The 14,617-nt window shown below is 65.9% G+C and carries 12 protein-coding genes and 1 tRNA gene; 4 read left to right on the forward strand and 9 right to left on the reverse strand.

What is annotated here, in order from left to right:
- Window positions 1–20 precede the first annotated feature (20 nt).
- The 4 genes from ACSSV8_RS04125 to ACSSV8_RS04140 all read right to left on the reverse strand — a co-directional run bounded on the left by ACSSV8_RS04125 (window position 21) and on the right by ACSSV8_RS04140 (window position 3,297).
- Window positions 21–731 (reverse strand): methyltransferase domain-containing protein, encoded by a 711-nt coding sequence (locus ACSSV8_RS04125; RefSeq protein ID WP_454281599.1) that lies wholly within the window; start codon window positions 729–731, stop codon window positions 21–23.
- Window positions 728–1,069, reverse strand: a complete 342-nt coding sequence (locus ACSSV8_RS04130; RefSeq protein WP_354539002.1) for a hypothetical protein — start codon at window positions 1,067–1,069, stop codon at window positions 728–730. Before ACSSV8_RS04130 ends, ACSSV8_RS04125 begins: the two co-directional genes overlap by 4 nt.
- A gap of 118 nt (window positions 1,070–1,187) precedes the next feature.
- Window positions 1,188–1,261: transfer RNA gene (locus tag ACSSV8_RS04135), tRNA-Gly, on the reverse strand.
- A 131-nt stretch (window positions 1,262–1,392) separates the two neighbouring features.
- Entirely contained in the window at window positions 1,393–3,297 is a 1,905-nt protein-coding gene (locus ACSSV8_RS04140; protein WP_454281600.1) for an autotransporter outer membrane beta-barrel domain-containing protein, read from the reverse strand.
- Between the two features lie 529 nt (window positions 3,298–3,826).
- Here ACSSV8_RS04140 and ACSSV8_RS04145 point away from each other — a divergent pair.
- The 3 genes from ACSSV8_RS04145 to aroA all read left to right on the forward strand — a co-directional run bounded on the left by ACSSV8_RS04145 (window position 3,827) and on the right by aroA (window position 8,098).
- The gene (locus ACSSV8_RS04145) at window positions 3,827–4,981 is read left to right on the forward strand and encodes a phosphoserine transaminase (RefSeq protein WP_454281601.1); all 1,155 of its coding nucleotides are present in this window, start codon (window positions 3,827–3,829) and stop codon (window positions 4,979–4,981) included.
- A gap of 86 nt (window positions 4,982–5,067) precedes the next feature.
- Window positions 5,068–6,663 carry a phosphoglycerate dehydrogenase gene (serA, locus tag ACSSV8_RS04150; RefSeq protein ID WP_454281602.1) on the forward strand — a complete coding sequence of 532 codons (1,596 nt, stop codon included), beginning with the start codon at window positions 5,068–5,070 and terminating at the stop codon, window positions 6,661–6,663.
- 85 nt (window positions 6,664–6,748) lie between these two features.
- Window positions 6,749–8,098 (forward strand): 3-phosphoshikimate 1-carboxyvinyltransferase, encoded by a 1,350-nt coding sequence (gene aroA, locus ACSSV8_RS04155; RefSeq protein ID WP_454281603.1) that lies wholly within the window; start codon window positions 6,749–6,751, stop codon window positions 8,096–8,098.
- A gap of 56 nt (window positions 8,099–8,154) precedes the next feature.
- Here the strand turns inward: aroA and dapA are convergent, their stop codons facing one another.
- Window positions 8,155–9,030, reverse strand: coding sequence for a 4-hydroxy-tetrahydrodipicolinate synthase (gene dapA / locus ACSSV8_RS04160; protein WP_454281604.1), 876 nt, complete (start codon window positions 9,028–9,030; stop codon window positions 8,155–8,157).
- 116 nt (window positions 9,031–9,146) lie between these two features.
- On the opposite strand from dapA, the gene ACSSV8_RS04165 reads away from it, so the two are divergent.
- Window positions 9,147–11,090 carry a lytic transglycosylase domain-containing protein gene (locus ACSSV8_RS04165; RefSeq protein WP_454281605.1) on the forward strand — a complete coding sequence of 648 codons (1,944 nt, stop codon included), beginning with the start codon at window positions 9,147–9,149 and terminating at the stop codon, window positions 11,088–11,090.
- Window positions 11,091–11,093: 3 nt separating this feature from the next.
- Here ACSSV8_RS04165 and ACSSV8_RS04170 read toward each other — a convergent pair whose 3' ends face one another.
- The 4 genes from ACSSV8_RS04170 to mnmD all read right to left on the reverse strand — a co-directional run bounded on the left by ACSSV8_RS04170 (window position 11,094) and on the right by mnmD (window position 14,589).
- Window positions 11,094–12,215, reverse strand: a complete 1,122-nt coding sequence (locus ACSSV8_RS04170; RefSeq protein ID WP_454281606.1) for a transporter — start codon at window positions 12,213–12,215, stop codon at window positions 11,094–11,096.
- Between the two features lie 243 nt (window positions 12,216–12,458).
- Window positions 12,459–12,893: a hypothetical protein gene (locus ACSSV8_RS04175; protein WP_454281607.1), complete on the reverse strand. Its 435-nt coding sequence runs from the start codon at window positions 12,891–12,893 to the stop codon at window positions 12,459–12,461.
- A 140-nt stretch (window positions 12,894–13,033) separates the two neighbouring features.
- Window positions 13,034–13,900, reverse strand: a complete 867-nt coding sequence (locus tag ACSSV8_RS04180; RefSeq protein ID WP_354539009.1) for a DMT family transporter — start codon at window positions 13,898–13,900, stop codon at window positions 13,034–13,036.
- Window positions 13,897–14,589, reverse strand: coding sequence for a tRNA (5-methylaminomethyl-2-thiouridine)(34)-methyltransferase MnmD (gene mnmD / locus ACSSV8_RS04185; protein WP_354539010.1), 693 nt, complete (start codon window positions 14,587–14,589; stop codon window positions 13,897–13,899). The genes ACSSV8_RS04180 and mnmD overlap by 4 nt, the downstream gene beginning before the upstream one ends.
- Window positions 14,590–14,617 lie beyond the last annotated feature (28 nt).

Here is a 14,617-nt window from a genome sequence, read left to right on the forward strand (position 1 = left end):
ACCGCCCATTGCGTTGAGGCTCAGCCGCGCGCCGTGAGCGCACAGACATGGCGCACCTTGCGCCCGTCGCGGAAATAGTCGCGCATCCCGCGCCGGTCCGGGCCCAGGATCATCGCATGATCGAGCCAGACCAGATCCAGACCAAGCGCCTCGGCCATGAATTCGGTCGCGCGCAGGCTGGGCACGCCGACGACAGTGTGTGTCTGACCGCCCACCTCGGTCACCGCGTTCAGCGGGTTGTCCACCGCCTCCTTCAGCACCTGGATCATGGCGTTGTCGAGGGTGATGAACTCGCTGTCGATGATGATGAGGTGCGCCCCAAGCCTGCGCGCCAGCGACAGCAGGCGGAAATGATCCATGACATGATAGAAGATGCCGTAGACCGCGATCACGTCGAACCGCTCGGCCGCCGCAACGCGCGCTTCCATTTCGGCGAAAAGGTCGTTCTCGACCAGCCGCACACGGCCCTTGAAGGGGGTTTCGGGAAAGGCGTGAAAACGTGCGATCAACTCGGCACGCGCCTCTACCCCCACCACCTCGGCGGCACCCGCCGCCGCCAGCGCATAGGACCAGCGTCCGTCATGCGCCGCAAGGTCCAGCACGCGCGCACCCGCGATCTGTTCTTCGAAAGGTGCGATCAGCAGTTTATGGCGTTGCGCCAGCCGATAAAGCGTCGTCTCGTTCTCGTCATAGGGCGGCAGATTCCGCAGAAAGCCGAAAAGGCCGCTCATGCGCAGATCTGTTCGGCGCGGTCGGCATAGGCCTTGTAGGCCGCCCAGAAGCGTTGATCGCCGGGGCGCTGCGAGGTGCGCACCTCCTGTGCCTGATGCGGGTCGCGGTAGAAGCCCACGGCGCGGCGCTGTTCGGCCCCGCTCAGCGTCTGGTTGGCCACCGCCTGAATGCAGCCGCAGAGCGCGGGCGAGCGCGCCTTGCGGTCCGAGGCCAGACAGGCCGCCGAAATAGGCCCGGAAGCTGAGGGCCGTCCGGCGCGCGGATCGCTCTCGAACCGGTTTGCCCCGCCACAGGAGGCCAGCGTCAGGACCAGCCCGAAAAACGCGATCTGTTTCATGAGGATTGCCTCTGCTGCCTCTGCCCCCGTGCGTCGGAGGTCTGTTGTCGCTGAAAATGGCGCAATCTGCTGCATTTTTCAATGCAGAACCGTATCAATGGCGCGACAAGCAAAGGTATGGAGCGGGCGACGGGAATCGAACCCGTATCATCAGCTTGGAAGGCTGAGGTCTTACCATTACACAACGCCCGCAACGCCCCTCAATTAGGCCAGCCCGACGGGCGGGTCAAGACGCCGGACCGCGCCGTGACACAATCGGCCCGGTCCGGTGTCCGCAACCGGGCCGACAAGATCGTTACAGGGCCAGACCTGGGCGCACGGGCTCAGAACCGGCGGCTGACCCGCAGACCTATCTCGAATTCGGAGTGATCGCTGCTTGCGCGACCGCCAAGGCGCGCCGCCCCGGACCATCCGGAGGCATCGGCAAAACCAACCTCGACGCTGCTCCGCAGGGTTGCACTGTCGTCGCCATCGACGAGGCTCACGATCGCAGCCCCTCCCGCTGTCGTCTGGGCGACGTTGAAATCGTCGCCCGACAGGTCCGTGAGCACGGCGAGGTCGATCACGCCGAAGATGTTGCGTTGCACGCCGAGCCCGTCAAAGGCGTAGCGCACACCGACACCGACCTCGTTGGAGGTATCGGAGAAGCCAGCGGTGGTCAGCCCTGCGTTCGTCTCGGTGAAGTCGTTGATCTCGGTGTTGGTGTAGGTCCATTCGGCATAGGCCGCGAGCGTATGGTTCGCGACCGCGCTGTTTGCAGGCAGGCCGAAATTATACCCTGCGCGCAGCTTGGTGCCGTATGAATCTCCCTTCGGGTTGGAGCGGAAGGTCTGCGCGATCCCCATCCGCGTCTGATCGTAATCAAGATCGGTGAAGAACGCCGCGCCGTCCACGAAAGGGCCCTTCGGGTCGGCGACACCGCCGTAGAAGGCAAAGGACAGCCCCTCGAGGTCGATCGAGCCGAGATTGTCCTTGCGCGAGGCCGACACGTCCTCGTAGCCGATCGCAAAGCCATACAGCCCGCGCGAGAACGGCCCGCCGGTGATATCGACTTCGCGCTCGATCGAGAGGCCGAGATAATGGGAGTCGTAATCGAGCCCGACATTGTTCGTCGTGTTGTCGAAATCGCCATCGAAATAGCTGCCGGTCAGGCTGAGAACGAGGCCGTCGAAACCTGCGGGACGGAAATCGGACGCTTGCCCCCGAGTGGAGACAGTCGCAGCGGACGTGCCGAGGGAAAGCCGGTCGAGACGCTGCGCCGAGCGATAGAGATGGTGGTCCACGACGAGCGTGGCGAGTTGTGTGCCGAAGTTGAGCGGCGTCGTCGCGCCGAAACCGCCGCCGCCACCGCCGCCACCGCCGCCGCCCGGCGGGATGGGCGTGCCGCCGACCCCGGCAAAGCCGAAGATGAAGGTTTGCGGCGTCCCCAGCGTATCCCCGTCCGGCGAACTTGGCTGACCTAGCGAGAACACCTCGGCACCGACGGCCCCGAGCGCGAGAAAGGCGTCCGCCTCGCTTGCCGCCGCCCCATAGAAGATCGTGAAATCCTGCGTGCCGCCCGCGGCGAGCGTGCCGAAGCCGAAATCGAACACGGCGCCGTGATCATCCGGGCCGCTATCGGTGAAGTTGCCGTTCAGCACCGCGTCGGGCGAGAGGGTCGCGAGCGGCACGTTGGGGTTTCCGGCAACAAAGCCGTCGTCGCTCGACCCGATCAGGTTGGTGGCGGGCCAGCCGCCGATGGTCACGAATTCAGAGAACTCCGTATCCGGCACATCCCAGTCCATCGCGCGGCGATAGACAAGGTTGCCGACCGCCCCCGCGCCGGTATTCTCGATCAACACATCAACCGCGTAGAGGTTATCCGTGACCGAAGGCGCGAAATCATGGGTGAGCCGCAACGACAACGCGCCGTCCGCGATATCGGTGACCGAGACGGCGGCATTACCGACGGACAGCGGATCGCTGCCCGCGCCTGAGGCCGTGACCGAGGAGGAAACGATGTTGGAAAAGCCAAAACTCTGACCAGCCTGCGCGAAGGCCCCGGTCGAGAGGTCGGCCACGCCCCAGCCCTCGCAGGCGCAACCGGGCGCGAGCACTTCACCCGAGGAGGCTGTCGTGGTGAGGAAGGTTAGACCGATACCGCCGGTAACAAGGTTTCCTGCCGGGTTGATTCCAAGCTGAATGGTGCCGTTGTCAATGATCACCTGCGCCGAGGCCGGGGACGACATGAGGGCTGCAACGCTTGTTGCGAGGAGAAGAGAGCGGCGAGAATTGGACATGGTGCACGGGACCTCTTAAATGATGACTGCGCCGTGAACCTTAAATTATTGATTTGACGACATAAAAAAGTCCGTCGCCAAAATTCACGACCTCGTGACAACGATGAACACGAAATTGTGATTTGTCAATATCCATGAGATCGTTTCGCGATTCCGCATGGCAGGACGTCTAGTGTTCCATCACGATTCTTGACGTGCGGTCGCACGAGGACCGAGCGAGCGACTGTCAGGCCGCTCTTGCCCCGGATCGCCCGGCTTTGAGGAAGACGCCTTGCAAGGACGCGCGCCGCAACAGGCCACGGACACGCTGTGTCGGCCCTGTGCCACCCGGCTCCGCGCCCGCCCGTCGGCTTCACTGCGCCCTGCGACAAACTGCGCGGCGCGATGCTTTCCAGGTTGCCTTTTTTCAGGGGTTTACGTAGTTCGGTCCTTGGGACACCCCTCCCCAACGAGGGGCGCTTATCTGGAAGGATAGCACATGGCTATTGCACTGCCCGGCGCGCGGCCGGCCAACCCGCGTTTCTCGTCTGGCCCCTGCGCCAAATTCCCAGGACATTCCCTTGATCTTTTGGCCGGTGCCCCTCTCGGGCGCTCGCATCGGGCCGCTGTCGGCAAGGCGCGGCTCAAGGCCGCGATCGAGGGCACGCGCGAGATCCTCGGCATCCCCGACGACTATCGCATCGGCATCGTGCCCGCCTCCGACACGGGTGCCGTGGAAATGGCGATGTGGTCGCTTCTGGGGGCGCGGCCCGTGGAAATGCTCGCCTGGGAAAGCTTTGGCGCGGGCTGGGTGACCGACGCGGTCAAGCAGTTGAAACTCGACGCGGTGGTGAAAACCGCCGATTATGGCGAGATCGTCGATCTGGCCTCGGTCGATACCGACAAGGACGTGGTCTTTACCTGGAACGGCACAACGTCGGGCGTGCGCGTGCCGGATGGCGACTGGATCAAGGCCGACCGACAGGGTCTGACGATCTGCGACGCGACCTCGGCCGCCTTCGCGCAGGACCTGCCCTGGGACAAGCTCGATGTGACCACGTTCAGCTGGCAAAAAGTGCTGGGCGGCGAGGCGGCGCATGGCATGCTCGTGCTCAGCCCCCGCGCAGTCGAAAGGCTCGAAAGCTATACGCCGCCCTGGCCCTTGCCGAAGATTTTCCGCCTGACCAAGGGCGGCAAGCTGATCGAGGGCATTTTCGCGGGCGAGACGATCAACACCCCCTCGATGCTGGCAGTCGAGGATTACCTTGTCGCGCTCGACTGGGCGCGCTCGGTCGGGGGCCTCAAAGGTCTCAAGGCGCGGGCCGACGCGAACCTCGCCACGGTCGAGAGCTTTGTCGCGGCACATGACTGGCTCGGCTTTCTTGCCACCGATCCGACGATCCGCTCGAATACCTCCGTTTGCCTCACGTTCACCGATGCGCGCATCGCGGACGGCGCAGGATTTGCCAAGGCGGTGGCCAAGCGGCTCGAGGCCGAGGGCGTGGCGCTCGATATCGGGGCCTATCGTGACGCCCCGCCGGGCCTGCGCATCTGGTGCGGCGGCACGGTCGAGACGGCGGATGTGGCCGCGCTGATGCCCTGGATCGACTGGGCGTATCAATCGGAAATCGCGGCGCTCACCGAGACGGCGTGACCCCGGTTTCTTGAAAAGAAATCGGTCCGAAGTCTTTCAAAGACTTCGGACCCTTCCCCCCAACGTTTCATCAAAGGACCAGACACATGGCTCCAAGGGTTCTCGTCTCCGACAAGCTTTCCGAGACCGCCGTTCAGATCTTTCGGGATCGCGGCATCGACGTGGATTTCCGCCCCGAACTGGGCAAGGACAAGGACAGGCTGGCCGAAGTGATCGGCGATTATGACGGTCTTGCCATCCGCTCGGCCACCAAGGTCACGGAAAAGATCCTCGCCAATGCCACCAATCTCAAGGTGATCGCGCGCGCGGGCATCGGCACGGACAATATCGACAAGGACGCTGCCTCGAAAAAGGGCGTGATCGTGATGAACACGCCTTTCGGCAACATGATCACCACCGCCGAGCACGCGATTGCGATGATGTTTGCCGTGGCGCGGCAAATCCCCGAGGCCAGCGCCTCGACCCATGCCGGAAAATGGGAGAAATCCCGCTTCATGGGGGTGGAGTTGACCGGCAAGACGCTGGGCGTGATCGGCGCGGGCAATATCGGCGGCATCGTCTGCGACCGCGCGCGGGGCCTCAGGATGAAGGTGATCGCCTATGATCCGTTCCTGAGCCAGGAAAAGGCCGATCAGATGCAGGTGGAAAAGGTGGAGCTTGACGATCTGCTCAAGCGCGCCGATTTCATCACCCTGCATGTGCCGCTGACCGATCAGACCCGCAACATCCTGAGCCGCGAGAACCTTGAAAAGACCAGGAAGGGCGTCCGCATCATCAACTGCGCGCGCGGCGGTCTGGTGGACGAGCAGGCCCTCGCCGATCTGCTGAAATCCGGCCATGTCGCGGGCGCGGCTTTTGACGTGTTCGCCGAGGAGCCCGCCGTGGAAAACCCGCTTTTCGGCCTGCCGAATGTTGTCTGCACCCCGCATCTGGGCGCGGCCACCACCGAGGCGCAGGAAAACGTCGCCCTGCAAGTGGCCGAGCAGATGTCGGATTACCTGTTGACCGGGGCGGTGAGCAACGCGCTCAACATGCCCTCGGTGACGGCGGAAGAGGCCAAGGTCATGGGCCCGTGGATCAAGCTGGCGGGCCATCTGGGCAATTTCGTGGGCCAGATGACCGACGAGCCGATCAAGGCCGTCAACATCCTCTATGACGGGGTGGCCTCGGAGATGAACCTCGGCGCGCTGACCTCGGCCGCCATGGCGGGGATCATGAAATCGGTGAACCCCGAGGTGAACATGGTCTCGGCCCCGATCATCGCCAAGGAACGCGGCGTCAGGATCTCGACCACCAAGCAGGACAAATCGGGCGCGTTCGAGGGCTATATCAAGATCACCGTGGTGACCGACCTGCGCGAACGCTCCATCGGCGGCACGGTGTTTTCGGACGGCAAGCCGCGCTTCATCCAGATCAAGGGCATCAATATCGACGCCGAGATCGGGCGGCACATGCTTTATACCACCAATGACGACGTGCCCGGCATCATCGGCACGCTGGGCCAGACCATGGGCGAGAACGGCGTCAATATCGCCAACTTTACCCTTGGCCGCGCCGAGGCGCGCGGCGAGGCAATCGCCCTGCTCTATGTGGACGAGCCCGTGCCCGCGCCTGCGCTTGCGGCGCTCGAGGCCACCGGCAAGTTCCAGCAGATCCGCAGGCTTCAGTTCGACGTGACCTGATCCCTGCACGTCGCCCCGGATTGCCCCATGGACGGGATCGCCTGCCTGAGCTATCAGGCAGGCGATTTCGCATCGAGGAACGCCCATGTCCGGCCACGGCAGCCCCATTCCCATGACCTCGCACCGCGCCGCGCCGCTTTCCGGCACGGCTGAGGTGCCGGGGGACAAGTCGATCTCGCACCGGTCCCTGATCCTCGGGGCGATGTGCGTCGGCGAGACGGTGATCACCGGGCTGCTCGAGGGGCAGGACGTGCTGGATACCGCGAAGGCGATGCGCGCCCTTGGGGCCGAGGTCACGCGCGACAATGACGGCACATGGCGCGTGCAGGGTGTGGGCGTGGGCGGCTTTGCCGAGCCGGATCAGGTCATCGACTGCGGCAATTCCGGCACCGGCGTGCGGCTGATCATGGGGGCGATGGCGACCTCGCCCATCACCGCCACCTTCACCGGCGATGCCAGCCTCAACAAGCGACCCATGGCGCGCGTCACCGATCCGCTGGCGCTTTTCGGTGCGCGGGCGGTGGGGCGGTCGGGCGGGCGCCTGCCGATGACCATCATCGGTGCCGAACACCCGGTGCCGGTGCGCTACACCGTGCCGGTGCCCTCCGCGCAGGTGAAATCGGCGGTGCTGCTCGCGGGGTTGAACGCGCCGGGGCAGACCGTGGTGATCGAGCGCGAGGCGACGCGCGATCATACCGAGCGGATGCTCGCGGGGTTCGGGGCCGCGATCACCACCGAAGTGACCGACGAGGGCCGCGTCATCACCCTCACCGGGCAGCCGGAGTTGCAACCGCAGAGCATCGTGGTGCCGCGCGATCCCTCTTCGGCGGCCTTCCCGGTCTGCGCCGCACTCATCGTGCCCGGCTCGGATGTGCTGGTGCCGAATATCGGGCTCAACCCGACGCGCGCGGGCGTTTTCGAGACGCTGCGCGAGATGGGCGCGGATCTCACTTACGAGAACCTGCGTGAGGAGGGCGGCGAGCCGGTGGCCGATCTGCGCGCGCGCTTCTCGCCGGACCTGCGGGGTATCGAGGTGCCGCCCGAGCGCGCCGCCTCGATGATCGACGAATATCCCGTCCTGTCGGTGGTGGCCGCCTTTGCCGAAGGGCCGACCGTGATGCGCGGCGTCAAGGAATTGCGCGTCAAGGAAAGCGACCGGATCGAGGCCATGGCTACGGGGCTGCGCGCGGGCGGCGTCACCGTCGAGGATGGCCCCGACTGGTGGATCGTGCATGGCCGGGGGCATGGCGATGTGCCCGGCGGTCAGACCTGCGAGAGCCATCTGGACCACCGCATCGCCATGTCGTTCCTGGTGATGGGCATGGCCACGCAAAGCCCCGTGAGCGTCGATGACGCCAGCCCCATCGCCACGTCATTTCCGGTCTTCGAGCCGCTCATGGCCGCGCTTGGCGCGGATATCCGGCGGGGCGCATGAGGCCCGCCGGGACGCCTCCGGCGGGAGTATTTGCGGAACAGTGAAGCGGCGCGGCCTCAGTTGATCAGGCCCGCGTGGCGCAGTCCGTGCTCGACCAACGCCCTGGTCGGCTCGCTCAGCCCCACAAGCGGCAGGCGCACCTCTTCGCTGCACAGCCCGAGCCGCGACATGGCGTATTTCACGCCCACCAGCCCCGGCTCGACAAAGATCGCGCGATGCAGCGGCATGAGCCGGTCCTGAAGCGCAAGGGCGGTGGCGTAATCGCCCGCAAGCGTCGCCTCCTGCACCTGCGCCACCAGTTTCGGCGCGACATTGGCGGTGACGGAGATCACACCCACGCCGCCCTGGGCGTTGAACCCGTGCGCCGTCGCATCCTCGCCGGAGATCTGGAGGAAATCCTTGCCGCAACTGATGCGCTGCGCGCAGACGCGCGCCAGATCGCCGGTGGCATCCTTGACCCCGATGATGCGCGGCAATTGCGCGAGGCGGCCCATGGTCTCGGGGGTCATGTCCACGACCGAGCGGCCGGGGATATTGTAGATGATGATCGGCAAGTCGCAGCAATCGTGCAGTGCGGTGAAATGCGCGATGAGGCCCGCCTGCGTCGGCTTGTTGTAATAGGGGGTGACCACGAGGGCCGCGTCGGCGCCCACCTTCTCGGCGTGGCGCATGAAGCGAATCGCCTCGAGCGTATTGTTGGAGCCTGCGCCCGCGATCACCGGGATGCGCCCCGAAGCAGCGCGCACCACCTCTTCGATCACGCGCTCGTGCTCTTCATGGCTGAGCGTCGGGCTTTCGCCTGTGGTGCCCACGGGAACAAGGCCATGGCTGCCCTCGCCGATATGCCATTCCACCAGTTTCTTGAGCGTCTCCACATCCAGCTCGCCGTTTTTGAACGGCGTGACGAGGGCAGGAAAGGATCCTCTGAACATGACACGCTCCTTTACGTCGCAAGATGTGGCCGAGCCGTTGATCGTGAGTGGACCATGGGCGCGGGGCCGCTTAGGCTGGGGCTGTCTATCCGCATTCATGGCGAAAAAGGCAAGAGATGTTGCGCGTCCTGCTCATGGTTTTGATGCTCGGTGCGCCGCCTGGTGCGGCGCAGGCCGCCGAGGTGCCGCGGGTGGCACCACGCCCGCTGGCCAGCGCGCTTGCCGCGATGCAAGGCGGGCGGTGGGAGGTGGCGGCGCGGCTTGCTGCGCGCGAGGGGCCTGCGGCGGTGACGCTGATCGAGTGGCACCGGCTGCGCGCGGGGCTGGGGGCACCGGGCGAGATCCTCGATTTCCTGACGCGGAACGGGCATTGGCCCGGCCTTGACCATCTGCGCGCGCAGAGCGAGATGGCGATGACCCACGGCACGTTCGATCAGGTGCTGGCGTTTTACGAGGGCTACAGGCCGCAGACCGGCACCGGCACGCTCAACCTGGCGCGCGCGCTGCTTGCCCGGGGGCGGGCGGGCGAGGCAGAGGCGGGCGTGGTGCTGGCGTGGCGCACGCTCGATCTGACCCGCGCCGAGCATGACGATTTCCTGCTGGAATTCGCGCCGCTTCTGGCCGCGCATCACGCGGCGCGGCTGGAGATGGCGCTCTGGCGCGGGCTGAACGATGTGGCCGACATGCTGCCGTTGGTGAATGAGGACACGCGCCAGCGCGCCGAGACGCGCCAGCGGATTGCGCGCGAAGGGCCGGGGGAGGTGCCCGAGGCGCTCCGGCTTGACCCCGGCATCGCGTTTGAGAGTTTCACCCATCACCTCAAGGGATCGGCCGAGGAAGCGATTGCCGTGCTTTTGCGCCAGAGCCGGATCGCGGGGGGCCTGGGCGAGGCGGAACGCTGGGCAAGCTGGCGGCGTGCGCTCGCGCGGCAGAAGATGCGCGCGGGCGAGGCGGCACTGGCCTATGAACTGGCCGCGCTGCATCAGCTTGCCGAAGGCGCGAACTACGCCGATCTGGAATGGCTCGCGGGGTATATCGCGCTCGGCTATCTCGATGCGCCCGATCTGGCGCTTGACCATTTCCAGCGGTTCCGTGCCGCCGTGGCCACGCCGATTTCGCTGGGGCGCGCGGGCTATTGGTTGGGGCGCGCGCAGGAAGCGGCGGGGGACAGGGAGGCGGCGCAGCTTGCCTACACCGAAGGGGCGGCGCATGCGACCAGCTTCTACGGGATTTTGGCGGCAGAAAAGGCCGGGGTGGACGTGACCGGACCGCTCTCGGGCACGGAGTCCTTTCCCGACTGGCGCATGGCGGATTTCGCACGCTCCGACCTCCACGAGATCGCCACACTCAGCCTGCGCATGGGCGATATCGGACAGGCGCGGCGGTTCTTCCTGCATCTGGCCGATGGGCTGGACCGGGAGGGCATCGGCCAGATGGGCGCGATGCTGGAAGAGTTGGGCCAGCCCCACCTTCAGGTCATGCTGGGCAAGGCGGCGGCGGAGCGCGGGATCGTCGTCGGGGCCCCCTATTACGCGCTGCACCCGATGGCGGAGATGGATCTGCCCGCACCGATGGAGTGGGCGCTGGCCATCGCGCGCCGCGAGAGCGAGTTCAATCCCGTGGTGACAAGCGCGGCGGGCGCACGCGGGTTGATGCAGGTCATGCCCGCCACGGCGCGCGAGGTGGCGGGGGGGCTGGGGCTGGCCTATGATGCGGGTCGGCTGCTCGATGACTGGGCCTATAATGCCCGGCTTGGCAGCGCCTATCTGGCAGAGCTGGCGGCGCGCTTCGATGGCAATCCGGTTCTGATTGCGGTGGGTTACAATGCCGGGCCGGGGCGTGTCGCCGCGTGGCTCGAAGACTATGGCGATCCGCGCACGCGCGACGCCCATGGCGTGATCGACTGGATCGAGCACATCCCGTTCCGGGAGACCCGCAACTACGTGATGCGCGTGACCGAGAGCCTGCCCGCCTATCGCGCGCGCCTCGGGGAAACGGCGCTGCCGCGCCCCTTTACGGAAGAGTTGCGCGGCAGCGGGTTCGGCAGTGCGATGGACTGAGGCTCAGAACGCGTATTGCCAGCCGAGCATCGCGGTCCAGTCGGTCTCGAGCTGAAGCCCGTTGAGATCCTGGTAGACCGGCACACCGAGCTCGAGCGCAAGCCGGTGCCCGCGCAGCGCACCGCGCTGTGCCACGAGGTTGACCCCGGCAAAAAGCGTCACCGTCTCACCACCGTAATTGTCGGGGTCGAGCGTGGGCGAGGGGCCGACCATAAGCGAGTCCTGCCCGTCGATCTTGCCCACGGTCTTGGCCTCGACCCGCCCCGAGAGGCTGATCCAGGGCTTTGGCCGATAGCTGGCCCATGCGGTCAGCCTGGCCTCGTCGCCAAAGCTCCAGCCGTTGTTCTTGCCGGTGCGGATCACGCCGGAGACCTGCGCGCCCCAGGCCGTCGCGCCGGTGCGGTTGTTGTAGGTGAGCGCGGGCAGGATGTCATAGGTGCCCGAGCCGAGCTGCATCCCGTAGGGCATCCGCAGGTTGGCGGTAGTGCCCATCGGGGTGAGGACATTGGCGCGCTCGGTGGTCGATCCCGTGGGCAGGCTCAGCCCGAGATTGAGGTGCAGCCTGGCGTTGCCGCTCTCGTGCAGGCCGATGAGCGCCGAGAGCTTGGCATCGCCCCAGCCCTCGGAATTGCTCTGGAACTTGCCGAGCAGGGTTGTCCCCGCCGGACCGGCGAAGACGAAATGGTTCATCTCCTTCTTCACATAGGGCATCATCGCCATCAGCGTCACCCGGTCCGAGGGCGCATACATCGCGCCGAACATATGCATCGACATGGTCATCCAGTCGGGCACGATGCGGATATTGGGCGGCTGGCCCGGAATGCCGAAGAACCGGTTGGGCGTGCCCGCGACCTCGGCGGGCGAGAGGCCGTTGGTGCCGCTGCGATACCCGTCCATGTTCATATGCATGAAGCGGTAGGACAGCATCACCTCGCCTACCTTGTGCCGGTGATCGCCCATCACGCCAATCGGCGCATGGCCATCGGCATTGAGCGGCGGCAGGTCGGTAAAGCTGACATTGGGCCCGGTGCGCGGGGCACCCTCGTGGGCCAGCGCGGGGGTGGTCGTCAGGCAAAGGGCAAGGGCCGCGCAAAGCGCGCCTGCCCGCAGGGAAACCTGGGTCATGGTCTGTATCTCTTTTCAGGGGATCCGGGGGAGGACTGACACGGCACGGCCAGGATGCGCCGTCACGTCAATCCGTCGATTGTCAGGCCATTCGGGGGGCTGGCAAGCGCGTCCTCCGGCCCATGGATCGGGCCTGTCATGCCGCCCGCCCGCTGGAGAGGGCGACCGGCATCAAGGAGAACCGCAAGGGAACGCGATACGGGCCATCCGCCTGACCTGTCCCGCTGGAGAGGGTCCCGCCGGTCAGGCAGGATCCACGGGACGGGACCGGGGCGCGCGTGCCAGCACTTCCCCGGCCACGAGCGGGGGCGCGCGCGACTGATAGGCCGTCCAAAGCGCATCCCTGTCGGCGCGCTGTTCGGCCAGACCCTGCCAGAGGCGCGAGACGTTGGCCTCGTGCGGGCCTGCATCGGTGGTGATTTCGGTCAGGGCGACCGGCGATTTGAAGAACGGACAGGGCGAGGTGAGGTGAGGACCGTTTTCATCTCCGGCACGCGCGGAGGCATCCTCGACAAGGCACAGATCCCCACCAAGCGCGAGCGTCTCGAGCCGCAGGCTTTCCTGCGCCGACTCGACTGCGCGCGCGGCATTTGCCAGCTCGTGCTGACACTCGACAGCGGCGGCTGTGGCGACCCGGACGCTCAGCAGCAGTACAAGGAGCGCGGGGCGAAACCGCATCTCTCTCAATCCGCGCCTGAACCCTGCCCAGCCCATCAATCCTATCGCCGCAGCGATCTCCTGAAAAAATATGCCTTCGCGGACCCACGCTCACGAAACTGTGAAAAGTCTAGCCGTGACCCGCCGCTTGCGTCAAGCGATCAGCGCGCCACGCGTTGCCGCCAGAGCGTGAACAGCCCCGCCGCGACGATGAGCGCCGCGCCAAGCGCCACGTTGAGGCGGATGGTCTCCGCAAAAACAAGAATGCCGATCGTGCTGGCAAAGGGCAGTTGCAGATAGGCAAAGGGCTGCACGGCGCTCGCTTCGGCGACCTCGTAGCATTTGATGAGGGTATAATGCCCCGCCGCCCCGGTGATGCAGAGCGCGCCCATCCAGATCCAGTCGGGGCCGGTCATCGGCTCCCAGAACCAGATGCCGACGGCGGTCATGGCAAGAGAGCCCACTGTGCCCGTCCAGAAAAACGAGGTCGCCGCCGTGTCGCGCCGCGCCACGTATCGCGTGAGCAACCCGTAAAGCGCGAACATGAGCGCGGCGACAAAGGGCACCACGGCGGCGGGCTGGAACACGCCGAAGCCCGGCTCCAGAATGATCACCACACCGACAAAGCCAACGCCGATGGCAACCCATCGCCGCCAACCCACCCGCTCGCCCAGAACCGGACCCGACAGGGCCGCCACCAGAAGCGGATAGGCGGCAAAGACGGCATGGCTCTCGACCAGACCGAGAAGGGTAAAGCCATAAATCATTACGCAAATTTCCGCTACCAGCAGCAGCGCGCGAAATCCCTGAACCAGCGGCTGCGTGGTCACGGCGGCCGCCATGAGCCCGCCCGCCTTGCGCGCCGCCACCGCCATGACGAAGGCGGCGAAGAACCAGTAGCGGATCATCACCACCATGAAGACATTGTATTCGCCCGCCAGATGCCGCGAAAGGCCGTCCTGCACCGCGAAGATGAAGGTGGTGAGCACCATCATCCAGATGCCGAGGCGGGTGTTCTGATCGGTCATGCGCATCCCGGTGTTTCGCGGGCCAGTATGGCGCGCGTCATGTGGCGCTTGCGCCCGTATCCCGGCACACGAGTGACAGAAAATCCCGCCGCCTCCAAGCCCCGCCGGACATGGCCAGCCGCCGTGTAGGTCGCCGCCGTGCCGCCCCGGACCGTGTGGCGCGCAACCTCTGCCATCAGCTCGGGCTGCCACATCTCGGGGTTCTTCGCGGGCGAAAACCCGTCGAGAAACCACGCATCGGCCTTATGCGGCCAAGCCCTTAGCGTCTCGCGCGCGTCCCCCACGACCAGCGTGAAATGCAGATCCGGCAGGTGGATTTCCTGCGCGCCCCCCTGCCAATGGGGGGCAAGCTCGGCGGCCAGCCCTCCGATTTCGGCAAACCGGGCTTGCGCTCGGCGCATGTCTGCGGGGGTCATCGGGAAGGCCTCGAAACTGCTATAGCAAAGCCGCCCCGTCACACCCGCGCCCCGCCACGCGCCAAGCGCCGCGAGAAGGTTCAGACCGGTGCCGAATCCCAGTTCGGCGACGTGAAACCCGTCCCGGAAGCGCGCGGGCAGATCGTTGCCCGACAAAAACACATGCCGCGTTTCGGCCAGCCCGTCCTCGAGGCTGAAATACGGGTCATCGAACCGGGTCGAGACCGGCACCTCACCCTCGCGCCAGTCGATCCCGGCCTGCTGGTCCTGCATGGGGCACTCCGCTAGAAAGCGCGCGAAG

Source organism: Roseovarius sp. MBR-79 (assembly GCF_053628555.1).

Bases quoted from the DNA above. Each gene is read 5' to 3' on its own strand.
- ACSSV8_RS04125 (WP_454281599.1), bottom strand. From the start codon at position 731: ATGAGCGGCCTTTTCGGCTTTCTGCGGAATCTGCCGCCCTATGACGAG.
- ACSSV8_RS04130 (WP_354539002.1), bottom strand. From the start codon at position 1,069: ATGAAACAGATCGCGTTTTTCGGGCTGGTCCTGACGCTGGCCTCCTGT.
- ACSSV8_RS04140 (WP_454281600.1), bottom strand. From the start codon at position 3,297: ATGTCGTCCCCGGCCTCGGCGCAGGTGATCATTGACAACGGCACCATT.
- ACSSV8_RS04145 (WP_454281601.1), top strand. From the start codon at position 3,827: ATGGCTATTGCACTGCCCGGCGCGCGGCCGGCCAACCCGCGTTTCTCG.
- serA (WP_454281602.1), top strand. From the start codon at position 5,068: ATGGCTCCAAGGGTTCTCGTCTCCGACAAGCTTTCCGAGACCGCCGTT.
- aroA (WP_454281603.1), top strand. From the start codon at position 6,749: ATGTCCGGCCACGGCAGCCCCATTCCCATGACCTCGCACCGCGCCGCG.
- dapA (WP_454281604.1), bottom strand. From the start codon at position 9,030: ATGTTCAGAGGATCCTTTCCTGCCCTCGTCACGCCGTTCAAAAACGGC.
- ACSSV8_RS04165 (WP_454281605.1), top strand. From the start codon at position 9,147: ATGTTGCGCGTCCTGCTCATGGTTTTGATGCTCGGTGCGCCGCCTGGT.
- ACSSV8_RS04170 (WP_454281606.1), bottom strand. From the start codon at position 12,215: ATGACCCAGGTTTCCCTGCGGGCAGGCGCGCTTTGCGCGGCCCTTGCC.
- ACSSV8_RS04175 (WP_454281607.1), bottom strand. From the start codon at position 12,893: ATGCGGTTTCGCCCCGCGCTCCTTGTACTGCTGCTGAGCGTCCGGGTC.
- ACSSV8_RS04180 (WP_354539009.1), bottom strand. From the start codon at position 13,900: ATGACCGATCAGAACACCCGCCTCGGCATCTGGATGATGGTGCTCACC.
- mnmD (WP_354539010.1), bottom strand. From the start codon at position 14,589: ATGCAGGACCAGCAGGCCGGGATCGACTGGCGCGAGGGTGAGGTGCCG.